28 protein-coding genes are annotated in these 24,737 nt (G+C 41.8%); 14 read left to right on the top strand and 14 right to left on the bottom strand.

Annotated features, from left to right (window positions below; all coding sequences use genetic code 11):
- Positions 1–75 precede the first annotated feature (75 nt).
- The gene (locus V7O67_RS04310; RefSeq protein WP_342306403.1) at positions 76–1,182 is read left to right on the top strand and encodes an acetylornithine transaminase; all 1,107 of its coding nucleotides are present in this window, start codon (positions 76–78) and stop codon (positions 1,180–1,182) included.
- A complete protein-coding gene (hisC, locus tag V7O67_RS04305) occupies positions 1,169–2,269 on the top strand; it encodes a histidinol-phosphate transaminase (RefSeq protein WP_406671000.1) in 1,101 nt (366 codons plus the stop codon). The genes V7O67_RS04310 and hisC overlap by 14 nt, the downstream gene beginning before the upstream one ends.
- Here the strand turns inward: hisC and V7O67_RS04300 are convergent.
- From V7O67_RS04300 to artA, 4 genes are read right to left on the bottom strand one after another with little or no spacing between them, the layout of a single operon-like run.
- On the bottom strand, positions 2,263–2,622 hold the full coding sequence (locus V7O67_RS04300; protein ID WP_342306043.1) for a dihydroneopterin aldolase family protein: 360 nt from the start codon (positions 2,620–2,622) through the stop codon (positions 2,263–2,265). The two genes, hisC and V7O67_RS04300, sit on opposite strands and share 7 nt — an antisense overlap.
- 8 nt (positions 2,623–2,630) lie before the next feature.
- Complete coding sequence (locus tag V7O67_RS04295; RefSeq protein WP_342306044.1) at positions 2,631–3,275, bottom strand: archaetidylserine synthase; 645 nt, start codon at positions 3,273–3,275, stop codon at positions 2,631–2,633.
- A 26-nt stretch (positions 3,276–3,301) separates the two neighbouring features.
- Complete coding sequence (locus tag V7O67_RS04290; protein WP_342306045.1) at positions 3,302–3,907, bottom strand: phosphatidylserine decarboxylase; 606 nt, start codon at positions 3,905–3,907, stop codon at positions 3,302–3,304.
- Positions 3,908–4,729: an archaeosortase A gene (artA, locus tag V7O67_RS04285; protein WP_342306046.1), complete on the bottom strand. Its 822-nt coding sequence runs from the start codon at positions 4,727–4,729 to the stop codon at positions 3,908–3,910.
- A gap of 66 nt (positions 4,730–4,795) precedes the next feature.
- Here artA and V7O67_RS04280 point away from each other — a divergent pair, with 66 nt between their 5' ends.
- From V7O67_RS04280 to priL, 4 genes are all read left to right on the top strand, one after another.
- Entirely contained in the window at positions 4,796–5,212 is a 417-nt protein-coding gene (locus V7O67_RS04280) for an NUDIX hydrolase (RefSeq protein WP_342306047.1), read from the top strand.
- Positions 5,190–5,504, top strand: a complete 315-nt coding sequence (locus tag V7O67_RS04275) for a transcription factor S (RefSeq protein ID WP_342306048.1) — start codon at positions 5,190–5,192, stop codon at positions 5,502–5,504. The genes V7O67_RS04280 and V7O67_RS04275 overlap by 23 nt, the downstream gene beginning before the upstream one ends.
- A 111-nt stretch (positions 5,505–5,615) precedes the next feature.
- Positions 5,616–6,353, top strand: coding sequence for a DNA polymerase sliding clamp (locus V7O67_RS04270; RefSeq protein WP_342306049.1), 738 nt, complete (start codon positions 5,616–5,618; stop codon positions 6,351–6,353).
- A 3-nt stretch (positions 6,354–6,356) separates the two neighbouring features.
- A complete protein-coding gene (gene priL / locus V7O67_RS04265) occupies positions 6,357–7,421 on the top strand; it encodes a DNA primase regulatory subunit PriL (RefSeq protein ID WP_342306050.1) in 1,065 nt (354 codons plus the stop codon).
- Positions 7,422–7,481: 60 nt separating this feature from the next.
- Here the strand turns inward: priL and V7O67_RS04260 are convergent, their stop codons facing one another.
- From V7O67_RS04260 to V7O67_RS04250, 3 genes are all read right to left on the bottom strand, one after another.
- A complete protein-coding gene (locus V7O67_RS04260; RefSeq protein WP_342306051.1) occupies positions 7,482–7,679 on the bottom strand; it encodes a PEF-CTERM sorting domain-containing protein in 198 nt (65 codons plus the stop codon).
- 51 nt (positions 7,680–7,730) lie between these two features.
- A complete protein-coding gene (locus tag V7O67_RS04255; protein ID WP_342306052.1) occupies positions 7,731–7,997 on the bottom strand; it encodes a hypothetical protein in 267 nt (88 codons plus the stop codon).
- Between the two features lie 664 nt (positions 7,998–8,661).
- Positions 8,662–9,344 (bottom strand): IS1 family transposase gene (locus tag V7O67_RS04250; protein ID WP_342303728.1). Its coding sequence is split into 2 segments (ribosomal slippage): positions 8,662–9,015 and positions 9,018–9,344, totalling 681 coding nucleotides; the frame shifts between segments, so codons are not numbered across the junction.
- 739 nt (positions 9,345–10,083) lie between these two features.
- Here V7O67_RS04250 and V7O67_RS04245 point away from each other — a divergent pair.
- The 4 genes from V7O67_RS04245 to V7O67_RS04230 are packed head-to-tail and all read left to right on the top strand — an operon-like array spanning position 10,084 to position 14,077.
- On the top strand, positions 10,084–11,343 hold the full coding sequence (locus V7O67_RS04245) for a UbiD family decarboxylase (RefSeq protein WP_406656516.1): 1,260 nt from the start codon (positions 10,084–10,086) through the stop codon (positions 11,341–11,343).
- Positions 11,344–11,380: 37 nt separating this feature from the next.
- The gene (locus tag V7O67_RS04240) at positions 11,381–12,565 is read left to right on the top strand and encodes an aconitase X (protein ID WP_406670996.1); all 1,185 of its coding nucleotides are present in this window, start codon (positions 11,381–11,383) and stop codon (positions 12,563–12,565) included.
- On the top strand, positions 12,555–12,959 hold the full coding sequence (locus V7O67_RS04235) for a DUF126 domain-containing protein (RefSeq protein ID WP_406670995.1): 405 nt from the start codon (positions 12,555–12,557) through the stop codon (positions 12,957–12,959). The genes V7O67_RS04240 and V7O67_RS04235 overlap by 11 nt, the downstream gene beginning before the upstream one ends.
- Positions 12,960–12,970: 11 nt before the next feature.
- Positions 12,971–14,077 (top strand): TIGR04013 family B12-binding domain/radical SAM domain-containing protein, encoded by a 1,107-nt coding sequence (locus tag V7O67_RS04230; RefSeq protein ID WP_342306404.1) that lies wholly within the window; start codon positions 12,971–12,973, stop codon positions 14,075–14,077.
- 3 nt (positions 14,078–14,080) lie between these two features.
- Here V7O67_RS04230 and V7O67_RS04225 read toward each other — a convergent pair whose 3' ends face one another.
- Together V7O67_RS04225 and V7O67_RS04220 are read right to left on the bottom strand one after the other, a co-directional pair.
- Positions 14,081–15,238, bottom strand: coding sequence for an MFS transporter (locus V7O67_RS04225; RefSeq protein WP_406670993.1), 1,158 nt, complete (start codon positions 15,236–15,238; stop codon positions 14,081–14,083).
- Positions 15,239–15,273: 35 nt separating this feature from the next.
- Entirely contained in the window at positions 15,274–15,978 is a 705-nt protein-coding gene (locus V7O67_RS04220; RefSeq protein ID WP_342306057.1) for a YkgJ family cysteine cluster protein, read from the bottom strand.
- 178 nt (positions 15,979–16,156) lie between these two features.
- Here V7O67_RS04220 and V7O67_RS04215 point away from each other — a divergent pair, with 178 nt between their 5' ends.
- Together V7O67_RS04215 and thsA are read left to right on the top strand one after the other, a co-directional pair.
- A complete protein-coding gene (locus V7O67_RS04215; RefSeq protein ID WP_406656509.1) occupies positions 16,157–16,330 on the top strand; it encodes a DUF5350 domain-containing protein in 174 nt (57 codons plus the stop codon).
- A 185-nt stretch (positions 16,331–16,515) separates the two neighbouring features.
- On the top strand, positions 16,516–18,165 hold the full coding sequence (gene thsA, locus V7O67_RS04210) for a thermosome subunit alpha (RefSeq protein WP_406656508.1): 1,650 nt from the start codon (positions 16,516–16,518) through the stop codon (positions 18,163–18,165).
- 283 nt (positions 18,166–18,448) lie between these two features.
- Here thsA and V7O67_RS04205 read toward each other — a convergent pair whose 3' ends face one another.
- The 4 genes from V7O67_RS04205 to V7O67_RS04190 form a co-directional block, all read right to left on the bottom strand.
- Complete coding sequence (locus tag V7O67_RS04205) at positions 18,449–19,561, bottom strand: ORC1-type DNA replication protein (RefSeq protein ID WP_342306060.1); 1,113 nt, start codon at positions 19,559–19,561, stop codon at positions 18,449–18,451.
- A gap of 174 nt (positions 19,562–19,735) precedes the next feature.
- Entirely contained in the window at positions 19,736–20,914 is a 1,179-nt protein-coding gene (locus V7O67_RS04200) for a cysteine desulfurase (protein ID WP_342306061.1), read from the bottom strand.
- 41 nt (positions 20,915–20,955) lie between these two features.
- Positions 20,956–21,099: a hypothetical protein gene (locus V7O67_RS04195; protein ID WP_342306062.1), complete on the bottom strand. Its 144-nt coding sequence runs from the start codon at positions 21,097–21,099 to the stop codon at positions 20,956–20,958.
- A 200-nt stretch (positions 21,100–21,299) separates the two neighbouring features.
- Complete coding sequence (locus V7O67_RS04190; protein ID WP_342306063.1) at positions 21,300–21,857, bottom strand: cytochrome P460 family protein; 558 nt, start codon at positions 21,855–21,857, stop codon at positions 21,300–21,302.
- Between the two features lie 105 nt (positions 21,858–21,962).
- Here V7O67_RS04190 and V7O67_RS04185 point away from each other — a divergent pair, with 105 nt between their 5' ends.
- Positions 21,963–23,240 (top strand): YcaO-related McrA-glycine thioamidation protein, encoded by a 1,278-nt coding sequence (locus V7O67_RS04185; protein WP_406670991.1) that lies wholly within the window; start codon positions 21,963–21,965, stop codon positions 23,238–23,240.
- Positions 23,237–23,911: a TfuA-related McrA-glycine thioamidation protein gene (locus V7O67_RS04180; protein ID WP_406670989.1), complete on the top strand. Its 675-nt coding sequence runs from the start codon at positions 23,237–23,239 to the stop codon at positions 23,909–23,911. The genes V7O67_RS04185 and V7O67_RS04180 overlap by 4 nt, the downstream gene beginning before the upstream one ends.
- Here V7O67_RS04180 and V7O67_RS04175 read toward each other — a convergent pair whose 3' ends face one another.
- Positions 23,912–24,727 (bottom strand): metal ABC transporter permease, encoded by an 816-nt coding sequence (locus V7O67_RS04175; RefSeq protein WP_406670988.1) that lies wholly within the window; start codon positions 24,725–24,727, stop codon positions 23,912–23,914. It abuts the gene before it with no gap.
- Positions 24,728–24,737 lie beyond the last annotated feature (10 nt).

The raw sequence follows: 24,737 nt of genomic DNA, 5'->3' as shown, positions 1-24,737 counted from the left end.
GTTAACTTGGAACAGGACTATAATTCCTCATCATTAGATTCACAATCTATATTCGACAAAGATTCAAAATATGTAATGCAAACCTACGGCCGCCAGCCAATAGTACTTTCGACCGGGAAGGGTTCTATTGTTCATGACATTGAGGGAAGGGAATACATTGATTGCGTTGCCGGCATTGCAGTGACCAATGTAGGGCACTGTCACCCTCATCTTGTAGAGGCAATAAAGAATCAGGCTGAAAAGCTGATGCATGTCTCCAATATATACTACACCGAGCCTCAGGCAAAGCTTGCTGAGCAACTGGTTAATATAACCGGAATGGACCGTGTATTCTTCTGTAACTCCGGTACAGAGGCAGTGGAATCTGCAATGAAACTTGCAAGGGTCAACACTAAAAAAACAGATTTTATAGCTGTGGAACACTCATTCCATGGGCGCACAATGGGTGCATTGAGCCTGACATACAAAGATATGTATCGTGCTCCTTTCAAGCCCCTGGTTCAGGAAGAGATGTTTGTCCCCTTCAATGATGCACAGGCAATATCAGATGCCATTACTCCAAACACAGCCGCAGTGATGGTTGAACCAATACAGGGAGAAGGTGGAATTAACGTATCATCTAAAGGCTACCTGAAGGAAGTTCGCAAGATATGTGATGAGAATGAAACCCTTCTTATCTTCGATGAGGTACAGACAGGTTTTGGAAGGACAGGAGAATGGTTCTGCAAAGATCATTTCGGTGTTGAACCTGATATCATGACAATGGCCAAAGCAATTGGCGGAGGTTTTCCTATGGGTGCTATTGCTGCACGTGAGGGAGTTTCCTTTGGCCGTGGTGAGCATGCCGCAACATTCGGAGGCAGTCCATTGGCCTGCGCAGCTGCACTTGCATCTATTGAAATTATCCGGGAAGAGAATCTCATCCAGCGTTCAAAAGAAATGGGCGAATACTTCCGTAATGAACTAGCGGGCCTATCTACAGAAGGTCTTGTTGAAGTTCGTGGAAAAGGACTTATGCTGGGTGTTCAGTTCGATCGTAAATGCGCAGATATTGTTGAGCATGGTCGTAGGAATGGCGTACTACTTAACTGCACATCTGAAACAGTATTGCGTATAGCACCTCCTCTGGTCATTACAAAAGAGCAGATAGACCGGGTGGTGAGCGTACTTGAGCAGGCCTGACCTTATCAAAGATGTTGTTGCCTCTATTGCCGAATATATTCCAGGAAAGTCGATTGAAGAAATTGCAAAAAAATACGGATTCAACCCATCTGAAATCATTAAATTAGGCTCAAATGAGAATGTTCTGGGTCCGTCCCCTCTGGCAATTGAAGCTTTGGTATCCACTGCATCCAAAGTTAACATATACCCTTCCGCTAACGCTTCAGAATTAGTTGATGCGATATCACTCTATACCAGCCTACCTGTGGAGAACATATGTGCTTCAGGACCTGGTATGGATGGCCTTCTGGACAACCTCATGAGATTACTCATAACACCAGGCGATGAAGTAGTATTACCTACCCCTACATTCTCCTATTACGAGATCGCTGCCCGTGCAAATGGTGCGGTTGCTATCCACGTACCCCCCACAAAGGAACTTGCATTTAATGTGGCAGCTATAAAAGATGCAATTTCAGACAAAACAAAGGTGATATTCCTCTGTTCCCCGAATAACCCAACTGGCAAATTAATGGCTGAGAATGATGTACGTACCATTCTTGAGTCAACAAAGGGACTTGTATTTGTGGATGAGGCTTATGTTGAATTCGCTGACTGTAATCTATCTCATCTGGTCTTAGAATACGACAATATCATCATTGGCAGGACTTTCTCAAAAGCATTTGGATTAGCAGGTCTTAGAATAGGATACGGACTCATGCCAGCATGGCTTAAACTTCAGTATATGAAAATAGCAACACCTTTCAATGTAAGTTATCCTGCAGTCATGGCTGGAGTGGCAGCTCTTTGTGACAAGAAGTATCTAAAAAAGAGTATCATATGCTCAAAGGAAGGGCGCAAATTCCTATTAGAAAACATTCCTTTCAAATCATATGAGTCTCAGGCTAATTTCATGCTGGTGGATGTTGCTCCTATGATTGCAAGAAATGTGGCAGAATCTCTTTTAAAAAAGGGTATTATTGTCAGAGATTGCAGGTCATTCAAGAATGCCGGTGATTCACTGATTCGCGTAACTGTGGGAACACAGGAGCAAAATGAAAAAGTAGTTGCAGCCTTCAAGGAAGCAAAGGCTTGCAGTGATCAATAAATCTTTTCTATTTTCATAAGTGGGTAGTCAAGTTCTGTGTCAAATGCCAGACTTACATCCACTTTTGCACTTTTAAAGCTCGCAGTGATCATGACATCCAGCATGCGTCCTTCCAGCTCACAATAGCCATACTCACTGTTTAGTTTGGATCGAATCATGTCCCTATTGATAGAAACCTTGATATCTTCAACACATGGCTGGACCGAAATACTTTCCTGTATTGCTTTTTCAAGGCTGCCCACTGTTTTCAGATTGACAGGTGATCCTGTGAACTGGTGATAAAGGGCACCAAGTTTAATTCCTGCCTCAAAAAATACATTATCCCTGTCAGTTATTGCTTCGTTTTGCTGCATAATCTCCCTCATGTAGTTCTTTTGATTATGGGTGATACAACGTAAATTGCCATAAGTCCTGACAGCAACGTTGCCATTATATGTGTGTAGTCAATGTTTACATTGTATGAAATGATTGTTGCTGCAAAGATAATCGTGAGTATTACGAGCATCTTTTGGTTTCTTACTTTAAAATATGTGACATTGCTTATCATTAGAATCCCAAATATCAGCGTTAAAGCAATCACAATATTGTCAGAAAAAAATCGCTCACCCATGAGCAGATATGATGATATAGCAATTCCGCCGGCGGTAATGGGTAAACCGTTAAATGAATTATGCCCTGTATCCATTGTATTGAATCTGGCAAGCCTCAGAATTCCGCAAATAAAGTAAAGTAGCAATGCGGGCAGAACAATGTATTTGTTATCTGCAAATGCATATGTAATAATAACAGGTGCGACGCCAAAGGATATAACATCGGCAAGTGAGTCCAGATTACTTCCTATTTCACTAGATGAGAAATTCCTGGCAATATGACCGTCAAGACCATCCGCAACTGCAGCAATTAGTATGAGTAGCGGGGACAGGTATGTAAAACCATCCAGCAAAAGAAGAATAGCTGCTACTCCACATAATGCATTTAGGAGGGTGACAAAATCGGGTAATTTCAAAGTATGGAGCATCTGGTTCACTTCCTTTATTTGATTCTAGCGATTATTGTCTCACCGGCAAACATCCGATCACCTATTTTAGTTACGATTTCAAAGTTTTCAGGGATGGTCACATCGACTCTTGATCCAAAACGAATCATTCCAAAACGCTGCCCTTGCATTATGTCCTCTCCTTCATTTACGTAGGATACAATTCTTCTGGTGGCAGTACCAGCAATCTGTATAACCTCTACGATCCCATGTTGGGTCTCTATGAGGACATGGTTCCTCTCATTACGATGTGAATCCTTACAGAAAGCGGGGATATATCCTCCTTTCTTGTGCTCTATTGTGTGGACCTTACCTTTGATAGGTGCCCTGTTGACATGCACGTTTTGAAAATTCATAAATATGCATATTTTCCTGCCCCTTATATCCATAACCTTTCCATCAGCAGGGGAGAGCATATGTTTTTCATGCACATCTATTTCCCTTTCTGGATCTCTGAAAAAAAAGAGGAAAAAGATTGTCACGCATATGGCCAAAAGTGCAATTTTTCCTGCGTATGGAATGTTGTATAGGTATGCAAGAAAACTGACCACACTTGCAGTGATGGATGTCAATATCCAGGGAAAAGAACCTTTAGCGAGCATTTATTGGTTTCCTACTACTTTATAGAATAACTTCTGAATGAATCCAGTAACCAAAAGCCAGATTCCTTCTATCAGATCTATGAGTTCAGGCAAAATACGCATAACCGCATATGCAACGACAAACAATGCAATACCTGATCCAATCTTTGCGATCGTGTTATGGGCAATCTCAAAACTATCCGGGCCAAACCACTGATAACCATAAGCTACAATTACAAAAGCATCTCTCATTATATTCAGGATGTATATCACGGGCACTGATGCCATGAATGCCGCAACCTGTCTCTTAAGTGGTGCGTTTGCAGATGCAATGAGCCCTATGAAAAGCGCTATGCTTTCGATGGCTGTACATGCAAGTATGATCTCTACCTGATATCCGTTAAGAGCTATCTTGTTCCATGCAACCATTTTGGCAGGCAATCCTAGTGAATGCATCATCCACAGCACATTATCAGTCACCTGGCCTATTATCCACACATTCAGAACATCCATTTGTGCAAAGGGGAAATAAAACAGCGAACCAAGAGCAGTTGCACTGGTTGCCATGGACGTTATGTCCGGGCTTGGACCTTTTTCATCCTTGCTGTTGTATTCTTTCAGCATAGTATATGCTATTATAAGACACACAATTCCAACTACAATGACAAGGGCTACATTGAAGTAATCCTTAATCTCAATATAGTGTAATGGCTGGTAGAACCAGTGTATGGAGAATAATCCCCATCCAGTTGCAGATATTACTCTGCGCATCTTTACACTCTTAGGGACTATTGATCCCACAAGCATAAAAACCACAGCAATCCATAGAATATTCTCAATCATTTAAGCACACCTTTAATAGGTATGGCTTCTATATATTTGATGTAGTCTATTAAGTTTTTGTTCCCCATGTCCTTCAGTACCCCTAAACTTACAGTTGATGCAGTAATCATATTGAGCGGAAAAATCGTTCTGATCGAGCGGAAAAATGCCCCTTATCAAGGAAAATATGCCCTTCCTGGTGGCTTTGTAGATGTCGGTGAAACAACTGAAAAGGCCGTTGAACGTGAGGTTAATGAAGAAACAGGGCTTACAATAGAAATAGTTAAGTTACTTGGAGTATATTCTGAACCTTCGCGTGACCCTCGCGGGCACACGGTGAGCATAGTCTATCTGGTACTTGGAAGTGGTATCCCTAAAGCCAATACGGATGCTAAAGGAGTACAGTTATTCGATATTCAGAACATACCAGAAATGGCTTTTGACCATAACTTAATAATAGAAAATGCGAGAAGTGATATTTATGGAATTTTGTCCCGAATGTAAAAGTATGATGTTTCCTTCAGGTGATTCCTTAAAGTGCAAAAAATGTGGGTACGTTAAAGGAAAGCAGGCTGGTTCAGAGGCTTTAGTATCAAAGGCATCGAGGGAAAATAGAGATGTTACTGTTCTTGAAGGTGATGTTGATCAGGGACTCCCAACAACCTCTGCCAGATGTGAAGAATGTGGTCATAACGTTGCTTATTGGTGGTTGCGCCAACTTAGGTCTGCAGATGAATCAGAAACACGTTTCTTCAAATGCACGAAATGCGGCTGTACCTGGCGTGAATATGACTAAATTCATGGTATTTGTGATATCATTTGTTTAGTCTCAAAATAATTAGAAAAAAATATATATTGCTTATTAGATATAATGATCTTAAAATTGAATAATTGGTGGCGAATTTAGATGTTCAAGGCAACTATTGATGCAGATGTTTTAAAAACTGCAATTGAAACTCTTTCGGTTCTTGTTGATGAGGCAAGGTTCAGGATATCCCCTGAAGGAATGACTGTCCGGGCAGTAGACCCTGCAAATGTAGCCATGGTCAGTTTTGAACTTGGCTCCAGTGCTTTTGATGATTTTAGTGCTGATGATTGTGAGATTGGCATGGACCTGTCAAAGATCAATGATATTTTTGGTGTTGCAGGCAAGGACGAGAAAGTTGTTATGGAACTGGACGAGATGTCCCAGAAAATGTCACTCCACCTTGGTGGGCTTTCTTATACCCTTGCATTACTTGATCCTTCAACTATCAGGGCAGAGCCAAGAATACCACAACTAGAGCTTCCTGCTGAGGTTGTCCTCAATGGCAAGGATCTTCAGAGGGCGGTCAAAGCAGCTGAGAAGATAAGCGATCATATGTTGCTTGGAATTGATGACGATGTGTTCTACATGGAAGCAGAAGGTGATACTGACCGTGTTCGTCTTGACATGTCCCGTGACAAGCTTATCGACATGAAATCTGGTGAAGCACGCTCCCTGTTCTCACTGGACTATCTATCAGATATTGTAAAACCGGCATCCCGCTCCAACGAGATAACGGTGGAAATTGGCAAAGATTTCCCTGTAAAGATATCATTCTCTATTGCAAATGGTGCAGGAAAGGTTGGTTATCTTCTTGCCCCAAGAATCGAATCTGATTGATCTATGGATGAAAAGGACTTTGCATTATATCCTTATACTTCCGGGGCATCCTTGCATGTAAAGGACCTCGGAATATCTCTTGATCGCCTGGTTACGTCCCGGGCCATGGAATCAGCGCGCTTCCGTGGCAAAGAACGTGTTTTGCAGGCGATATCAGGTGAAATTATAAAACCTAATCTCTCTAGCTCGGATGAACGGAATATCTTGCTGGAATTGCTTTCCTATCCTTTTTCAAGAATACTTGTCTCGTGCATTGATGATTCTTTTCTGACACGCCGGTACTGTCTTGCGGAAGCGGTAGCTTCCTATAGAATCTTAAAAACGCAGGACCTTGGTTTTCTCAGGGAATTTGCCCTTGATTTTGGAGTTAATGCAGATGAAAGTGAAACTGGATTTAAGCTACATTTCACCTCATATATCCGGATGGCAAGTTCTCTTAAAGCAATTGAGTGGAAACTGGTCAATCGTAAACTGGATCATGGTAATGTAAATGTATCAAGGGAAGAGTTTGCACGTCTTTTACAGGAGCTTATAAAAGATCGCATTGCTCATAATCTGCCAATGCCAGCTTCCAATGAGCTTATTCAGGAATGTGAATCATATATAAAGGAAGTCAGTGATGTTCTTGAAGAACAAAAAAGCAATTTTGGTGACTCTGAATTTGAATCTGTTGAAACTGATCTGTTCCCCCCTTGTATAACTCATGCCATAGCCAATACACAGGCAGGTGTGAACCTTGCACATTCCATGCGATTTGCAATGACTGCTTTCCTCCTTACTATTGGCATGTCTGTTGATGATATTATGAACCTGTTTACTACATCTCCTGATTTTGATATTGAAAAAGCCAGGTATCAGGTAGAGCATATTGCCGGTTCTTCGGGAACCAACTACAAACCACCCTCCTGTTCAACCATGCAGACTTATGGTAACTGCTACGCTCCGGATGAAATGTGCAAAAAGATAAGTCATCCTCTTAATTACTATAGCCGCAAGCTCTGGTTCAGGAAAAGAGATGCACAAAACATTAAAAAAGAACCTATCCCAGAAAAAGCAGTGGATAAATAATTTAATTGCGGCTCATATAAGAAAAGAAATAAGGGGCTTATGTCCCCGATTTTTAGATTATTATTTTCTGCGCTGTATGAAGAATGCCAGTCCTATGATTGCCATCATTGGAAGAGCAACAGTTGGGAATTCTGGTATTTCCTGTTCACATTCTTCTATTGTCGCAGTTAATTCACTGTTAACTGGAATTTCATTAAGCAAAAAAACAGTTGGAGAAACAGATTGATACTCCCTGTTTCCTATATTTTCGAGTGTCATTAATCCACCAAATGTATCCTCCATTGCACTGCCGGTGGCACTGAATGTAATTTATTCATGAAAGAGACTAATAATATCTAAATTGATTATTGTAACTTCGGGGTTACTTTCTAGGACCGTAACATCAATATCATCCCCTGATTTGCAGACCCTTGCAGTCACTTCAATGTGATCTGTTGCAGGAGTGCTAGTCCCATAATCACCTACAAGTTCTACACAGTAACATCCATCAGGGAATTCTGTCATCTGTCCACTTGCTGTATGTGTCATCGAGAGTATCAAAACAGCAAGCAATAATAATACGTTCATCTTTCTCATAGTACCACCAAAATTGTTCAATCGAATGTATTTATTTGCCATGATATATTTTATATATCGTTACACAGTAACCGTGGATTCGTCCTATACATCTTGCTAAAATATTCTGGATATTTTTTAGCGAGACTAATATTTGAGTACTGAAATTAAAAAATCAAGTAACTATTCAGCCTGGCACGATTTGCCTATTGGTACTGATTTCATCGAAATAGAGATGTCTGCTCACTAACAATCTAACAATCAAAAAAGCAATCAATAGCAACAATCAAAATAAATGATCCGAATGAAATTTACGTTTCAACTTTTTGTCAAGATTGTTATTGATAGCGTTTTTATCAGGCTGAATAGTTACAAAATCAATTCAAAAAAAGAAAGAATATTCACAGAAAGTTGAATTTAGCTACTTTTACAAATCCTGTCGCATGAATGGTCCCCGTAGAAATTCTCATTTGAATAAAAGAGTACCCTATGGGTTGATCATTTTCAACTTATTGTGTTAAAATACATGAAGTCGAGTTTTTACAGAGCAAACAAGTGCATAAAGAATGATTATATTTAGCTACTGAATATATATAGCCCACTAATATAAACGAATATCAGTTTGCAAATAAAAAACGGTGTATAATGCAGTTCATTAGAATCATCAAAAAGAATTATGGCATTGTTAATTAAACATAGCTAGTTCTTTATTCCTATATTTCATCAAGAGCAAAACGGAGATTTTTAGCATTTCAAGACTTTTAGTATAACACTTTGACTTTCTCCTTAGTCTTGCCAGGAAATGCCTAAATATGCTGTTGTATCCTTCAACAGTATATGTTTCTGCTTTTGATCGAGTATGGATGTTTCTGGGGACTAACTTGGCATATGCCCTCCAATAATCCGTCATTACTTCCCCAACCTCTTTTGTCTTTAACTTTTTCCAGAGTTTTTGTCCTGTTTTTGTTCCTCTGCTGCCAAAAGAGCAATCGATGAATTTCTTCCCATATCTATCAACAGCAATCCATATCCAGCAGTAGTTTTTTTATTCCCAATATAAGTATGCATCTCGTCCAATTCCACAACAGAAATCTCATTTTCACTTTTTAGATCCTCTAATTCACTACCAAATTTTCGAATCCATTTTTGAACAGAAACATGACTAACGCCCAAAAAACGTCCAATTGAACGAAATCCCAACCCCTCCAGATAGAGTTGTAAAGCCTGTCGCTTAACAGATACGGGGCTAGCGGTGGATTTTATATCTACTGAATAGTTGTATCCACAATCATGGCATTTGTAGCGTTGTCGACCATCAATCCTACCGTTCTTCTTATGACTGGAACTCTTACACTTTGGACAATTCATATATAAAAAGAGGCCATCATATTATATAACGATGTTTAATTACCAAAGCCGTGTTTTTTAATATTATCCCAAAATTCAAAATACTCTTTATCAGTTTTGAGATAACTTACACGATAGCCAGGAGCACCTTTCATAAAGATATATTTCTGACCTATTTTAGAATAAAGAAGTGCTACAAGATAGTCCATTTCCTTAATGTCTCTTTGAGAAGCTTTTGAATCGTTTCTACTAAATAGAATTAGAAAGAGTTTTTTGAAAGCAGTAAACAATGATAAAAATACAGTAACTATTCAGCCTGATAAAAACACTATCAATAGCAATCTTGACAAAAAGTTGAGACCTACATTTTATTAGGATCATTAATTTTGATTGTTGCCATTGATTGCTTTTTTGATTCTTAGGTTGTTAGTGAGCAAACATCTCCGTTTTGATTAAATCAGTATCAATAGGCTAATTGTGGTAGGCTGAATAGTTACAAAATACAACAACCAAAATTCCAGAAAACAACCACTCTTTGTTGTCAATTATCCAATTAATACTTTCATTTGTTGTCATTTCAGTTACCTATGTTTTAGTACTACATTTGTGTACTTAATTGGTACCATCATAATTTAAATCAGAAACGATTTTGCATTCACACATTCTCTTTTAGTATATGCATTCAAATATAATTGGCTCATATGCTAGTCCAAACTGAGATTACTCACTAATATACTATAATTTTTACACGGATGATAAAATGAGGGAATTTATAGAAAAACTCAAGGAAAACGGGAAACTGGTCGAGATCACACGTCCTGTTTCGAAAGTATTCGAAGCTCCGGGTATTGCAAGACAGACCGATGCTCCTGTGCTTTTCCAGGATATCGATGGCAACAGAGCTATCATGAATGTCCTTGGCTCCAGAGATGAGCTTGCAGCGATGCTCGGTGTGGAAAAGGACAGGATAATACAGAAACTTTCGGAAATAAGCCCCGAGGGTGAAGTTGTCCTGGTGGATAATTCTCCAACAAAAGAAGTTGTGGAAAATGATGTGGACCTCACCAAACTCCCTATAATGACACATTTCGAAAAGGATGCCGGACCCTACATCACTGCCGGAGTGGTCGTTACCGAATATGAAGGAGTAATGAATGCAGCTATCCACAGGCTACTTGTGGTTGATAAGAACAGGCTTGCTGCAAGACTGGTAGCTCCGAGACACAGCTATGTGCTGCACAAGAAAGCTGCTGAAAAAGGAGAGAAACTGCCAGTTGCAATCGTTATTGGAGCAGATCCGGCTGTTACCTATGCTTCCACTACAAGAGTACCTGCAGGTAAAGAATTCAACTATGCAGCTGCACTCAAAGGTAAGCCCATTGAACTGGTCGAGTGTAGCAATGGTATAAAGGTTCCACACGCCGAAATAGTCCTCGAAGGATATATAGACCCTGAAGAAAGGGTTGATGAAGGACCTTTTGTTGATATTACCGGCACATACGATCTTGTAAGGAAAGAACCCGTGATACATATCACAAAAATCCTGCACCGTGAAGACCCCATATACCACGGCATACTGCCTGCCGGACCTGAGCACCTGCTTATGATGGGAGTGCCTTATGAGCCCAGGATATTCAAGGCAGTGAGTGAGGTGACTACTGTAAAGAATGTAGTGCTCACAGAAGGTGGATGTTGTTACCTGCATGCTGTTGTCCAGATAGAGAAACAGACCGAAGGAGACGGAAAGAATGCCATTATGGCTGCATTTGCCAGTCACACGAGCCTGAAGCATGTGGTTGTGGTTGATGAAGACATTGATATCTTCGATATGAAAGATGTAGAATTTGCCGTTGCCACCAGGGTAAAAGGTGATATGGACATTATGATAATACCCAATGTCCGTGGAAGTTCCCTTGACCCTAGAGGAGCGCCTGACGGGACAACCACGAAAGTTGGTATTGATGCAACAAAAGTGCTGGCAGAGGCACAGAACTTCGAAAGGGCCAAGATGCCGGAGTAAATCAAATCTGATTACTCTAAAAGACGACGGGATTCCAATGTACCTTACAAAGGAAGAAGAAAAGACCCTTGAAGGGGAGTATGGCGAAAGCCTGCGCAAAGCCATTGAAATACTTGTGGCACTGGGAGACATATACGAAGCCGACAGCCTGATACCTGTCAAAAGCGCCCAGATAGCTGGCGTATCCTACAAAACCATAGGGGATGCAGGACTGGAATGGATATCCGATCTCAAGGGCAAGGTGAAAATTCCTGCGATACTCAACCCTGCAGGCATGGATATGCTGCGATGGAAGGAGATGGGAATTGAGCCGAATTTTGCCAGGAAACAGCAGGAGATCATAGATGCCTATGAAAGACTTGGCATCAGGACAAAATGTACCTGTACACCTTATTACCTTGAGGGTTTTGATGCAAAGTTAGGAGACCACCTGGCCTGGAGTGAATCATCCGCAGTGTCCTATGCAAACTCAGTCATTGGCGCAAGGACAAACAGGGAAGGCGGACCTTCCGCACTCTCAGCCGCACTTGTGGGAAAGACTGCTAATTATGGATATCACCTTGATGAGATGCGTGAGCCTGTAATCGCTGTCACTGTTGACTGTGAATTGTCGGGTTCTGATTACGGTGCCCTGGGATATGTCGCGGGAAAGATAATCGGTAGTCGTGTGCCAATTTTTTCCATGAAAGGACATCCTTCCAATGATGAGCTCAAGACACTTGGTGCAGCCCTTGCAGCATCCGGGGCTGTTGCTCTGTATCACGTAGAAGGGGTCACACCGGAGGCTGTCAGGAACAAATTCACCAAACCTGAGGAAATAGTTCCTGTTGAAAGAGGACAGATAGACGAGGTCTATGAAACTAACAGTGACATATGGTCAAGTGAAATAATAACCGTAGGATGTCCACACTGCTCTCCTGAAGAACTGGAAAAGATAGCACGACTCGTTTACGGAAAGAAACTGGAAAAGGAAATGTGGGTGTGCACCGCAAGGGAAGTTGCCGAGAGATACCCTGACCTTGTGAAAAGGATAGAGAAGAGTGGTGCAAAGATTGTGTGTGACACATGCATGGTGGTATCCCCCGCCACCAACAAGTATAGCTCCATTACAGTGAATTCCGGAAAGGCGCTTGCCTATGTGCCAAGCATGTGTAAGGTGGCTGCGAAGTATGCGAGTATTGAAGATTGCATAAAAGAGGCAGGTGCTATCGATGAAAATTAATTGCAGGACCATCGCAAGAGGCGTTGCAGAAGGAGAAGTGCTCCTTACCCACGACCCGATATCCTTCCTTGGAAACGTCGATCCTGAAACCGGAGAAATTGTAGAACCTCAACACGAACTCTATGGCCAGTCCATTAGCGGAAAAGTCCTTGTTTTCCCGCACGGGAAAGGTTCCACAGTAGGCTCATATGTCATTTATCAACTTTTCAAGAATAATGTTGCCCCTGCTGCAATGATCAATCTTGAATCCGAACCCATTGTGGCAGTGGGAGCGATAATATCAGAGATACCTCTTGTGGACAGGCTGGAAAGCGATCCTTTCGAACTGTTGAAGAACGGTGACATGGTAACCGTCAACAGTACAGATTCATTTATAGAGATTAGCGAGACGTGAGATTGAAATTCATGGACGTCTCATTTCGCTGGAATAAGAAGAATGCATACAGTCTCGCAGCGCTGGCTCCCCTCCTTCCAGGTGCTTTAAAAGCCAAAGAGCCCCAGGACGGAATAATGATATACAGCTTTGCCACCAGGCAGGCTGAATCTGTTTTTCGGGAAATTAAGACAGCAAGCACTGATTCTATATTTATAGCAGGCGGCCCACATCCATCCGGAGAAACGGAGGAAACATTAGAGCTTTTCGATTACGTTGTCATTGGTGAGGGTGAAGAAACCCTACCTGAACTTGTAGAAACTATAAGCTCAGGCAAAGATGTTTCCCGGATTAAGGGGATAGCCTACAAGGACAATAACAACAAAACCATTTTCACAGGTAAAAGAGAACCTGTTGACCTTGATAAGTATCCATGTTTTGACCCAGATATCCTCATGTCACCTCTGGAAATAAGCAGAGGATGCCCTTTCAGGTGCAAGTACTGTCAGACACCCCGACTCTTTGAGGGAAAAGTAAGGCACAGGAGTATAGACTCTATTGTAAAATATGCAAAGCATTATAAAGACCTCAGATTTACATCATCAAATGCCTTGGCATACGGAAGCGACGGCATCCATCCAAGACTTGACAAGGTTGAAAACTTACTTTCAAATCTGCACCAGATGGAAGGAAAGACAATCTACTTTGGCACATTTCCCTCAGAAGTCAGGCCGGAATTCGTCACTGACGAGTCACTGGAGCTCATCACAAAGTACTGCACCAATACCAAAGTGAGCCTGGGAGCACAGTCCGGAAGTGACCGCATTCTCAGAAGCATCCTGAGAGGACACACCGTTGATGATGTTGTTCGGAGCATTGAACTCTGTTTTGACCACGGCATCACCCCGGTTGTGGATTTCATGGTGGGATTCCCTGATGAGACTGAAGAAGAACAGGACATGAGCCTTGAACTCATTCAGTGGATATGTAAAAAGGGTGGTCACGTACATTCACATTATCTCACACCACTTCCCGGCACGCCTTATGCAAATGTCACAACCTCGCCTGTCAGCAAACGTTACAGGAAAGTGATGGGAAAGATGGCACTGGAAGGAAAAGTTACAGGCTCGTGGGAATGAATCTCATCCATCTAGACTCTCATAGATATCCTTAAAGAAATACGTTGAAAATGCGATCAAAAATGCAAACGTGCACGAAGTGCCAAAGACTATCTGCAGATCGCTATTGAATAGCACAACTGCAAGTACAAGTGGAGCTGCGGTTTGTCCTGCATATTTCATGATGTTAAACACTGACACAATACTTCCCATCATTCCAGGTGGAGCTACCTGGGTTGCGAGAGTGTTCAGCTGGGGCTGCACCATTCCAAATCCAATCCCGAAGAGAAATATCAGGACAAGAACCAGAGGAAGGGATGTTGCGAATATGAAGCCACCCAGAGCGATACCTGTTATGATAAAACCCGCTATTAACAACTTTTGTTTACCATATCTTGCTGAAAATGATCTGGCACGGGATGAGATCATTGCCATTGCTATTCCCTGAATACCAAGTGCAAGTCCTGCTTCTTTTACGCTAAAACCAAAGTTGTCCTTGAGGATAAAGGGAACGTAGATGACTATTGTGTAGAGCAGGAAGAATATAGAGAAACTCAGTACAATAGTGTAAAGGATTCTGAATTCAGCGAGAGTTTTTATTATTGATTCCGTGTTATGTGTTCTGTTCTCATGCGGGTTTGTTTCAGGAAGGGCAAATACTACAATGATTGCAAGAGGTATCGAAAGGCCATAGAAGAGAAACGGAACATTCCATCCGTATGAAGCAAGTATACCACCTATAAGAGGAGCAGAAACTGCCCCGATGCCTGTGGTCATACTCATTTTTCCCATTGCATTGACTCTTTCAAGTCCTGTATACAATTCCCCTATCATCGTCATTGCAATTGGCAGCATTCCCGAGATACCGATTCCCTGAATAAACCTCAGGGCAAGCAATGTCTCAAAATCCGGTGCAAAGTAGCAGGCTACACCGGCAACTCCGTTTATGAGAAGGCATGGTACGAGTATCTTCTTTCTTCCCACACTATCTGTTATAGCACTGATGAACAGCATGAAAAGAGCTGTAGAAAAAGTATACATCCCTAGCACAAGACCTATGGCTGCACGGGATGTGTTCAAAGGTTCTACCATGAAAGGAAGTACAGGACCCAGCAGTGCGCCTGCCGACATCGCAAAAAAAGCTACAAGGCAGATCAGCGGAAGATTCAGGTTTCCTTTCATTGTACCGGGTACATCACTTATTCAGCTTAACAGAATCATTGTTTTTTGACCTTATGCTCGATAAAATCACCATTGAACAAGACAAAAACTGTAATTTCCTCACCTTTATTGAACTTCCTTATTTCCCTGTCATACACACTCGGCACATGTTTGAGACTATTTTTTTTGAAATATTCTTCTGCTGTTTTGAAGAATTCTATTACCTGCGCAAGAAATGTTGTTTCATAAGACTTGATCTGAAGAGCTATCTCTTTAGACTCATCATCACTGATTTCCGTATGGTAGCAACCATGCTGACCGATTCCACCTATCTGCCTCCAGTCGATATTACCATCCTCATCCGGCTCACGATGCAGCATGTAAGGGAAAAGACTGCATATCGAAGGACGTTGTTCATAGATAGAGCATCTTTTTTCATTAAGAAAAGTACATGAACCATCTTCTTTTACTTTAAGTGCATAACCGGAAACATAGAACTGCCCGTGCTGGTCGCATAGTTCATAATAAGGAGCAGGTTCCAGATAATCCGGAGATATGGCCTTTATCCTGATGGCATCATCGTTAAGAAGAAAAACATGATCATTGAATTCCCGGGTGCAGCAGCGTGCACAAAAGTCACATTCAAAGCCAACATCCTGTATTATGGATATCAATTTGTCCATTGGATAATTCTGTACACCTTTAAGTTCATCATCCACTGCTTTAAGCTGTTTCTCAATTGGTGAAGTAACCTTGATCAACTCCTATTATAATGACTGCCATAATCCCTGCTTTCTAAAAGCAATTTTGGTCAGATTTTCCCGCAAGCTTTAATAATAAGCGTTACGTCTAGAAGTAAACTCACGACTAGAATTATATATCTAGGTTAAACTTAAAATAACTTAAAATTTACAGTTAATATTATCAAGAGGATTGATAATGGGTAAAACCGGCAGCATTGAATGGGTCAAAGTAAAAGGCCGCAAAGGTAGAACGATTAAAGTACAGAAAGCCAAGGAAGGAAAAGCTCACCCCGGTCCGGCACAGAGATACACCTCATCCGGAGCCAAGAGAAGATTCCTTCGCAGATCACCAAAAGCAATTGTAAAGTGAGTTTATCTCACTCTCTTTTTACTTGTTTTTATTCTATTTTCTCTTAGCGTATTTATTTTTTAGTCTATTCTCTACTTGTACGAAAAGCAACACATCCGATATGCTTATATAGAACTACATTCATTAGAAAACGACCGGAATTAATAGTTATTCTATAATTTCCATTACTAGGAGGATAGAAATAAATGGCAGGACAGATGGCTGGACAGCCAATTTTCATATTAAGAGAAGGAAGCCAAAGAACAAGAGGCAGAGAAGCACAGAACAATAACATCATGGCTGCAAAAGCAGTCGCTGAAGCTGTAAGAACTACACTTGGTCCTAAAGGAATGGACAAGATGCTTGTAGACGGCCTCGGAGATGTTGTCATTACCAATGACGGTGCAACCATTCTCAAGGAAATGGACATCGAGCACCCTGCAGCAAAGATGATCGTCGAAGTCGCAAAGACACAGGACGATGAAGTTGGTGACGGAACCACCTCCGCTGCAGTAATTGCCGGCGAACTTCTTAAGAAAGCTGAAGAACTGATCGACCAGGACATACACCCTACAATCATCGCTTCCGGTTACAGGATGGCTTCTGAAAAAGCAGGAGAAATAATCCAGACCCTTGCAAAATCAGTCACAAGGGACAACAAGGATATTCTCATGAACATCTCCGGAACTGCAATGACAGGCAAGGGCGCTGAGGCAAACAAGGACGTCCTCTCAGACATCGCGGTTTCAGCTATCATAAGCATTGTTGATGAAGACAACAAAGTTGACATGGACAATATCAAGATAGAAAAGAAAGTCGGTGCACGTATCGAGGAATCAGAGCTCATTGAAGGTATGATCATCGATAAAGAGCGTGTCCACACCAACATGCCAAAGAAAGTAAACGATGCTAAGATCTTGCTCGTTAACACTGCAATCGAACTCAAAGACACTGAAGTTGATGCAGAAATATCCATTACATCACCAGAGCAGCTCCAGTCTTTCCTTGACCAGGAAGAGAAGATGATCAAGGACCTCGTTGACAAGATCGTCGCATGTGGTGCAAATGTCGTATTCTGCCAGAAGGGTATTGACGACATGGCACAGCACTACCTTGCAAAGGAAGGTCTCTTTGCAATCAGGCGTGTCAAGAAGAGTGACATGCAGAAACTTTCAAGGGCAACCGGTGCAAAACTTGTCACCAACCTTGACGAAATCACTGAAGCAGACCTTGGAAAGGCAGAACTTGTCGAAGAGAAGAAGATCGGCGGCGACGAAATGACCTTTGTCACAGGATGCGAGAATCCAAAGGCAGTATCCATCCTTCTTCGCGGTGGCACAGAACATGTAATCGACAACATCGAAAGAGCACTCAACGACTCACTCAGAGTAGTCGGTGTTGCTATTGAAGATGAGAAACTTGTAGCTGGCGGCGGATCACCTGAAGTAGAAGTTGCACTCAGACTCAATGAGTACGCATCAACCCTCAGTGGAAGGGAGCAGCTTGCTGTAAAGGCATTCGCAGAAGCTCTCGAGATCGTTCCAAGAACCCTCGCAGAGAATGCAGGTCTTGACCCAATCGACATGCTCGTAGATCTCCGTGCACACCACGAGAAAGGACAGAAGACAGCAGGTCTCAATGTTTATGCCGGCGAGGTAATAGACATGTGGGAAGCAGGTGTTGTTGAGCCTCTCAGGGTAAAGACACAGGCAGTCAATGCTGCAGCCGAATCAGCAGTCATGATCCTCAGGATTGATGATATCATCGCATCCAAGCAGGGACCAGCAGGACCTTCACCGGATGAAATGATGCCAGGCATGCCACCAGGCGGAATGCCAGGCATGGACATGATGTAAAGATCTGAAAAATAACAAAAATACAAACACTTGCGCAGATTTGTTTCTGCGCAAAACTTCTTTTTTTGTAACTATTCAGCCTGGCACGATTTGCCTATTGGTACTGATTTCATCGAAATAGAGATGTCTGCTCACTAACAATCAAAAAAGCAATCAATAGCAACAATCAAAATAAATGATTCTAATGAAATTTACGTTTCAACTTTTTGTCAAGATTGTTATTGATAGCGTTTTTATCAGGCTGAATAGTTACCCTTTTTTTAATCAAATTTAAGATAAAAGCTTACTCAAGACATTTGAGTATGTCCTTAGAATTATAAGCAGGTGCTACATACCGTGTTCTTCCACGCATACCCTTGCCGGAGAAATCTGCATCAATAAGTCTTGACGCATGCATTTTCTCAATAATTTCATAAAATCGGGTGTATCCAAGTCCGGTTATTTCATGGAATGATTTATAGAGCTCACCTGTCTGAATACTACTATCCTTTGCAATAAGCCCGAGCAATGTTTTTTCATTATCAGAAAGTGACTTTATATTCCGACATAAATGCAAAAGCCGGGAAGCCTCATAAGCCTTCTCAACATCTTCAGCAGCAACTGTCTTGCTAGCCCTGCGTTCTGCATTAAGACCAGAACGCTTCAGAAGATCAATACCTATCCTGAGATCACCTGTCATATCCACATAAGTGACAACCCTGTCCAAGGCCTCATCTGACACCACATCCTGATAAAAAGCATGTTTCACACGGCTGGCAATTATATCTGCGATCTCACCTATCTCATACCGCGGGAAAGCTACCTCTTCAGGTAAAAATACAGAACCGACCCGCGGGTCGAAACTGTATGGAATTCCCACATCGCTGATTATGGCTATTACAGAAATTCGGGCTCCAGGGTATTGTTCATGAGCCCTCAGCAAAGAATACATAACTTCATCTGCATGTCCTTCGGGAAAAAGATAATTGATATCATCAAGAGCTACAACCAGAGTCTTGTTAGCATCCAAAAGATACTTAATTACCTTTTCAAAAAGTCTCCTGAATGACACACCGGATGAAGGTGGAGTGATATGAACAAGTTGCTCATATATTCTTGAAACAACAGCAAACCGTGTGGAATCCATCTGACAGTTGACCTTCACAAAGACCACATTATCAGTGTATTCTTTCATCTCATTGAAAACTTTCATAACGGCAGTTGTCTTCCCTGTCCCAGGTGGACCTTTCACAAGACAATTAACCGGCCGCATACCCCTTAATGCAGGTTTCAAACTGAAGCGCAAGGCCTGCATCTGAGAGTCACGGTGTGCAAAATAGTCAGGGAGGTAATCAAATTCAAGTATCTCCCCTTTATAAAAAAGAGTCTCATCCCACAGAAGCATGTCCTTGCTCACTTTAAATTCCCCTTTTGATGATACCTAATGATAATTAGCTAAAATTATTGATGAACGATAATTGACATATGATATTCGCTGAAAGCATTCAGCCTGCAAGACTAATATAATTATCTGCGCATAATAACCTTTTGCTTTTATCTCCAAATGTAAAAATTAATTATAAGAAACCTGTTAAACAAGCGAAGTAATATCTGAAACCGTTTTAACCAGAGTTTCAACTTCAGCCTCAGTGTTGTAAAGAGCAAACGACGCCCTCACTGTGCCATTGACCCCCAGATGATCTATGCTCGGCATTGCACAATGATAACCACTCCTCACGCAGATACTGTGCGTCTGGTCAAGTATCATAGCTACATCATGAGCATTCATCCCAACTACATTGAAAGATACCACTCCAGCCCTTTCCTTTGGCCCATAGACGTCAACACCATCTATCTCACCAAGACGCAAAGCAGTTTCCCTTGCAAGAGAAAGTTCATGTTTTTCAATTGATCCCACACCAATGTTATCCACATATTCAACAGCACGTCCAAGGCCTATTATACCAGGAATATTAGGTGTTCCGGCTTCAAACTTTGCAGGGCTTGGCTCCATTTTAAAACTATCAGGAGTTACGGAACTCACCATACCACCACCTAGGTACAAAGGTTCGATAGTATCCGGCTCCTTTATGTACAATATACCAGTCCCTTGAGGTCCAAGCAAACCCTTATGCCCAGGGCATACAAAATAATCCGGGTCAACCGACTTAATATCCATTGGCATATTTCCAGCAGACTGGGAACCATCCACCAGTACCTTCACACTATTCTGCCTTGCCATGTTAATTATCCCTTCTATATCCTGTATTGAACCGAACACATTGGAAACATGGTTCACTGCTATAAGTCGAGTCCTGTCATTGATAACAGACCTGATATCTGCAGGGTCGACAACTCCATGAATATCGGGTTTGACAACAGAGAGTTCAACACCCAGCTCCTTTAATCGCATCCATGGAAGCAAATTGGAATGATGCTCAACAAGAGTCACTATGACGTGATCGCCTTTTTGCCATGGAAAACCTCGGGAAACTATATTGATACTTTCTGTTGCATTCTTTGTAAAAATGGTATTTTCAACATCCATATTAAAAAAAGATGCCACTATTTCCCGGGAATCTTCATAGTGGTTTGTGGTTTCCCTTGCAAGCCGATGGGCCCCTCGTCCATGATTTGCCGCATATTTATAGAAATAATCCAACATTGATGATATCGCCTGAACAGGCGTCTGCGTTGTAGCGGCGTTGTCCAGATATATAACATCATTTAATACGGGAAAGTCTTCCCTGATGGTAAGAACATCATACATAGGAACCAGTATGCAAAGAATATAAAAATAGGTTTTGCAGGCTATTTTGCCTGCACCCCGCCTACCATAAAGCGATAAAGCTCCATTTCCTCGGCGTCGAGTTTATCTGTTGACACTCCGCCAACTACCGTGTGGCAGCTTTTGAAGATGTCGACTCCATTTCTTTTTCTAGTTAGGTCTCTCATATTTTGCCTCCTGTCTCTCACTAATGTTTTCTTCGCCTGGCAAATTATTGTATTTTTATACACATTATGATTTTATACATATTGTAATTTTATATACATCCCAATAATATTTATTGTACTGCACAAGCTAAACTTTGATATAGTAACCCATCATATAAAAGAGTATCGATTCCTAACAGAAAAAAAAAAATAAGAAGAAATCAAGCATTCACAAAGATATAATCAGCATCTTCCTTACCTTCATGGCAACTGATACAACCGCCCACCTTTCCGTCTGCTTTAATAGCACCTTCCGAAGAGTAGGCTGCCCAGAACCAATCATTATTGTCGGGATCAAATCCTTCTGCCTTGTACATAAGATAAATCCCCGTTAGCTCTTCATCGGAATTAAAACCTTCTTTTACAACCATTGTCCCATATGGCATTGTTGCCCCACCGACTTCTACTGAAGACAGCGCATTGTCTGACACGTATATAGAAACGTAATCACCATGCACCCCAGTACCTTCCATCATTGCTTCTTTACCGGGCCATATGGACCATTCTTTATAAGTATCATTTTCAGCAAATGCGGAGAACAAAGATGATGCATCAGGTTCTGTTTCCGGCATGTCCACCTCATCAGTCACTGTTTCTTCAGACAGGATGTCATCTTCAATATCCGATGGCATCTGGTCATCCCCAGTAGGTGAATCAGTACAACCGGAAATCCCAACTATACAAATCACAATAAAAATCATTAATGCTTTAACTTTCATATAAAACCCCATTTACACACTTGCACTGCACTATATAAGATTTACTTAAGCACAGAGAACCTTTGTCGCAAGAAATATAATACATGCAAGAGACTTTGGCTAAACATGCCAGAGATAATAATCGACAGATCACTTTCATACATTGAAGGCACCCAACGTGTTTTTGACGAAGCCGAAACTCTTGAGAAAGCAAAGGAGAGCCTCAAGAAAATAGGAGTCACCAGGGTTGCCGGCATCACTGACCTTGACAGATTAGGCATACCTGTTTTTTCAACAATACGGCCAAGTGCGGCAGAAGGAGCCATTTCCGTATATTCCGGCAAGGGCATTACAGAGAACCAGGCAAGAATCTCTGCCATGATGGAGAGTTATGAAAGATGCCTTGCAGAAAGAAGCGGACTAAACAGCGATGTGGCAGAAGATATCAAAGCCCAGCATATCATTGAGAGCTTTGTAACAATGGAAGAAAGCCACCGCATAATTGATCCTAAACTCCTGCTTCTGGCTGAAAGCTACAGCCCCCAGGAATTAGTAGAGTGGATAAGCGGATGGGACCTCTTCAAAAACGAGGAGACCTTTGTCCCTGCCAATGCAGTGTATCACCCATACGATGCCCCAGGCAGAGCATTGAAGTTATTTAGAAGTAATACTAACGGACTTGCAGCAGGAAACACCATAGAAGAAGCAATACTGCACGGGCTGCTGGAAGTTATCGAGAGAGATGCCCTGAGCACAGTAGAATTCAACAGGAATCCTGAAAAAGAGATAATCCTATCTGAAGAAGATGGAGAGAACTATGAATTGCTTCGAAGGTTCATTGATAACGATGTTGATATCAAGCTCTGGCTTCTTCCACATGACACGGACATAACGACTGTTGTTGCTACTACCGACGATACCAAGCTGAAGGATCCGGCACTGCTTGTTATGGGAGCAGGATCACACCTGAAACCAGAGATAGCAATCAAGAGAGCGCTCACAGAAGCAGCACAGTCACGAGTGGTGCAGATACACGGAGCCAGGGAAGATACAGAGCGTGAAAAATTTGTCAGGGAAATCGGATATGACCGTATAAAGCGTATGAACAAGTACTGGTATGAGGATGGAGAACAAGCATCCATGCGTGACCTCAGAGACATGTCAAGGAACACACCTGCCGAAAGTATCGACATCGTACTGGAACAATTGAAGGATATTGCAGAATGCGCAATAGTGGTGGACCTTTCAAGAAAAAGTATACCAGTCCCGGTAATAAGAGTAGTCATCCCAACATTTGAAATGTACACGCTTGACAGGGAGCGTCTTGGGAACAGGGCAAAAGCAGGGAAGAAAAGAAAACTGGCACCAAAGGACAGACCATGGAGAACCGGACGCAGAAAATGAGTGACAATACAGGAACTCGCTCCAAAGTCCTTGTATTTGCAGGTACAAGCATAAGTCACGAGGATGCTGCAGAGGTCCTTGATGCAACATACTGGCCACCTATATCCAGAGGTGATATCGAGAAGGCCATGAATCAGGGATACACTGTTATAGGTATAATTGATGGCATATTTTTTAGCAGGTCGGCTGTAACTCATAAGGAAATAGTCAGGGCTATGGAAGCAGGAGTTACAGTAGTGGGAGGGTGCAGCATGGGCGCCCTGCGTGCTTCAGAGCTTGACATCCATGGCATGATAGGAGTCGGGAAGATCTATGAATGGTACCGGAGCGGAGAGATTGAAGATGATGATGAGGTAGCCGTGGCGACTAATCCGGATACTTTCGAACCGGTCTCATCACCCATGGTGAATATACGCGAGACATTCAACGCCGCGTTCGATGAAGGTATCATTGATAAAGAAAGTTGCAGGTTGCTGACAGATCTTGCTAAAAAGACACATTATGGAGAAAGAAGTTATTTCGGTATAACAAGAGAAGCTTCCAGGGAAGGGATAATTTCCGGGGAAAAAGCAAGTAAACTCCTCAAATTCTGCGCAAAGAACGAATGTGATTTAAAAAGAGAAGATGCACTCCTTGTTCTTGAAAAAATAAAACAGGTCTTAACAGAATAGTTAAGCTGCTATTTTTGGTTTCAGCCCATCATACAGAAAATGCAACATGTATACTGTTGCCATCACAAGAATGATTGTTGCACCTGAAGGAACGTCGAACAAATAGGATAATGATAATCCTACGATGCTGAAAATTATACCGAAGAATATTGCAAGGTACATCATCTTCCCAAGATCATTGGTGTAATGTCTACTCAGGGATGCTGGCATAGTAAGCAGTGCGATGATAAGAATAATACCTACTATCTTGATCAATAGTACGATTGTTAGTGCTATCATACAAAGCAGGAGCAAGTAAAGTTTCTCTACGGACAAGCCTGCAACTGTTGTAAACTCTTCGTCAAAACAAAGTGCCATGAATTGTTTATAGAAAGCATATACAACAAAGATTATAACAGCATCAAGACCCAGCATAAGGTAAATATCAGACATTGGTACCGTGAGTATGTTTCCAAAAAGATAGGACATAAGATCAGGTGCATATCCCGGAGTAAGATAAATCAGAATGATACCTATTGCCATCCCCAGCGACCATAGAATACCAATGATGGTGTCTTCAGCAACCTTAGCTCTTTTGCTGACGAGACCCATCACAATAGCTGAGAGCAGACTGAAAGGTATCAACCCGTAAAGCGGGTTTACACCAAGGTAATAGCCAATGCCGATTCCACCGAATGAGGCATGAGAGATACCACCGCTTATGAATACTATTTTCTTGACAACAACATACACACCAATGATTCCACATGCGATACTTGCAAGAATTGCCGCTATTATGGCATTCTGCATAAAACCGTACTGAAGTATTTCAAGCATCCCTAGCACC

It is taken from the genome of Methanolobus sp. ZRKC4 (assembly GCF_045291305.1).
In the GTDB taxonomy this organism is placed as follows: Archaea; Halobacteriota; Methanosarcinia; order Methanosarcinales; family Methanosarcinaceae; genus Methanolobus.
This window is presented reverse-complemented; position numbering and strand designations above follow the sequence as displayed.

Bases quoted from the DNA above. Each gene is read 5' to 3' on its own strand.
- V7O67_RS04275 (WP_342306048.1), top strand. From the start codon at position 5,190: ATGGAATTTTGTCCCGAATGTAAAAGTATGATGTTTCCTTCAGGTGAT.
- V7O67_RS04300 (WP_342306043.1), bottom strand. From the start codon at position 2,622: ATGCAGCAAAACGAAGCAATAACTGACAGGGATAATGTATTTTTTGAG.
- V7O67_RS04185 (WP_406670991.1), top strand. From the start codon at position 21,963: ATGCCAGAGATAATAATCGACAGATCACTTTCATACATTGAAGGCACC.
- V7O67_RS04280 (WP_342306047.1), top strand. From the start codon at position 4,796: ATGTCCTTCAGTACCCCTAAACTTACAGTTGATGCAGTAATCATATTG.
- V7O67_RS04255 (WP_342306052.1), bottom strand. From the start codon at position 7,997: ATGAGAAAGATGAACGTATTATTATTGCTTGCTGTTTTGATACTCTCG.
- V7O67_RS04190 (WP_342306063.1), bottom strand. From the start codon at position 21,857: ATGAAAGTTAAAGCATTAATGATTTTTATTGTGATTTGTATAGTTGGG.
- priL (WP_342306050.1), top strand. From the start codon at position 6,357: ATGGATGAAAAGGACTTTGCATTATATCCTTATACTTCCGGGGCATCC.
- V7O67_RS04240 (WP_406670996.1), top strand. From the start codon at position 11,381: ATGTACCTTACAAAGGAAGAAGAAAAGACCCTTGAAGGGGAGTATGGC.
- V7O67_RS04215 (WP_406656509.1), top strand. From the start codon at position 16,157: ATGGGTAAAACCGGCAGCATTGAATGGGTCAAAGTAAAAGGCCGCAAA.
- V7O67_RS04310 (WP_342306403.1), top strand. From the start codon at position 76: ATGCAAACCTACGGCCGCCAGCCAATAGTACTTTCGACCGGGAAGGGT.
- V7O67_RS04225 (WP_406670993.1), bottom strand. From the start codon at position 15,238: ATGAAAGGAAACCTGAATCTTCCGCTGATCTGCCTTGTAGCTTTTTTT.
- thsA (WP_406656508.1), top strand. From the start codon at position 16,516: ATGGCAGGACAGATGGCTGGACAGCCAATTTTCATATTAAGAGAAGGA.
- artA (WP_342306046.1), bottom strand. From the start codon at position 4,729: ATGATTGAGAATATTCTATGGATTGCTGTGGTTTTTATGCTTGTGGGA.
- V7O67_RS04200 (WP_342306061.1), bottom strand. From the start codon at position 20,914: ATGTATGATGTTCTTACCATCAGGGAAGACTTTCCCGTATTAAATGAT.
- V7O67_RS04245 (WP_406656516.1), top strand. From the start codon at position 10,084: ATGAGGGAATTTATAGAAAAACTCAAGGAAAACGGGAAACTGGTCGAG.
- V7O67_RS04180 (WP_406670989.1), top strand. From the start codon at position 23,237: ATGAGTGACAATACAGGAACTCGCTCCAAAGTCCTTGTATTTGCAGGT.
- V7O67_RS04195 (WP_342306062.1), bottom strand. From the start codon at position 21,099: ATGAGAGACCTAACTAGAAAAAGAAATGGAGTCGACATCTTCAAAAGC.
- V7O67_RS04235 (WP_406670995.1), top strand. From the start codon at position 12,555: ATGAAAATTAATTGCAGGACCATCGCAAGAGGCGTTGCAGAAGGAGAA.
- V7O67_RS04270 (WP_342306049.1), top strand. From the start codon at position 5,616: ATGTTCAAGGCAACTATTGATGCAGATGTTTTAAAAACTGCAATTGAA.
- V7O67_RS04260 (WP_342306051.1), bottom strand. From the start codon at position 7,679: ATGACACTCGAAAATATAGGAAACAGGGAGTATCAATCTGTTTCTCCA.
- V7O67_RS04175 (WP_406670988.1), bottom strand. From the start codon at position 24,727: ATGCTTGAAATACTTCAGTACGGTTTTATGCAGAATGCCATAATAGCG.
- V7O67_RS04290 (WP_342306045.1), bottom strand. From the start codon at position 3,907: ATGCTCGCTAAAGGTTCTTTTCCCTGGATATTGACATCCATCACTGCA.
- V7O67_RS04230 (WP_342306404.1), top strand. From the start codon at position 12,971: ATGGACGTCTCATTTCGCTGGAATAAGAAGAATGCATACAGTCTCGCA.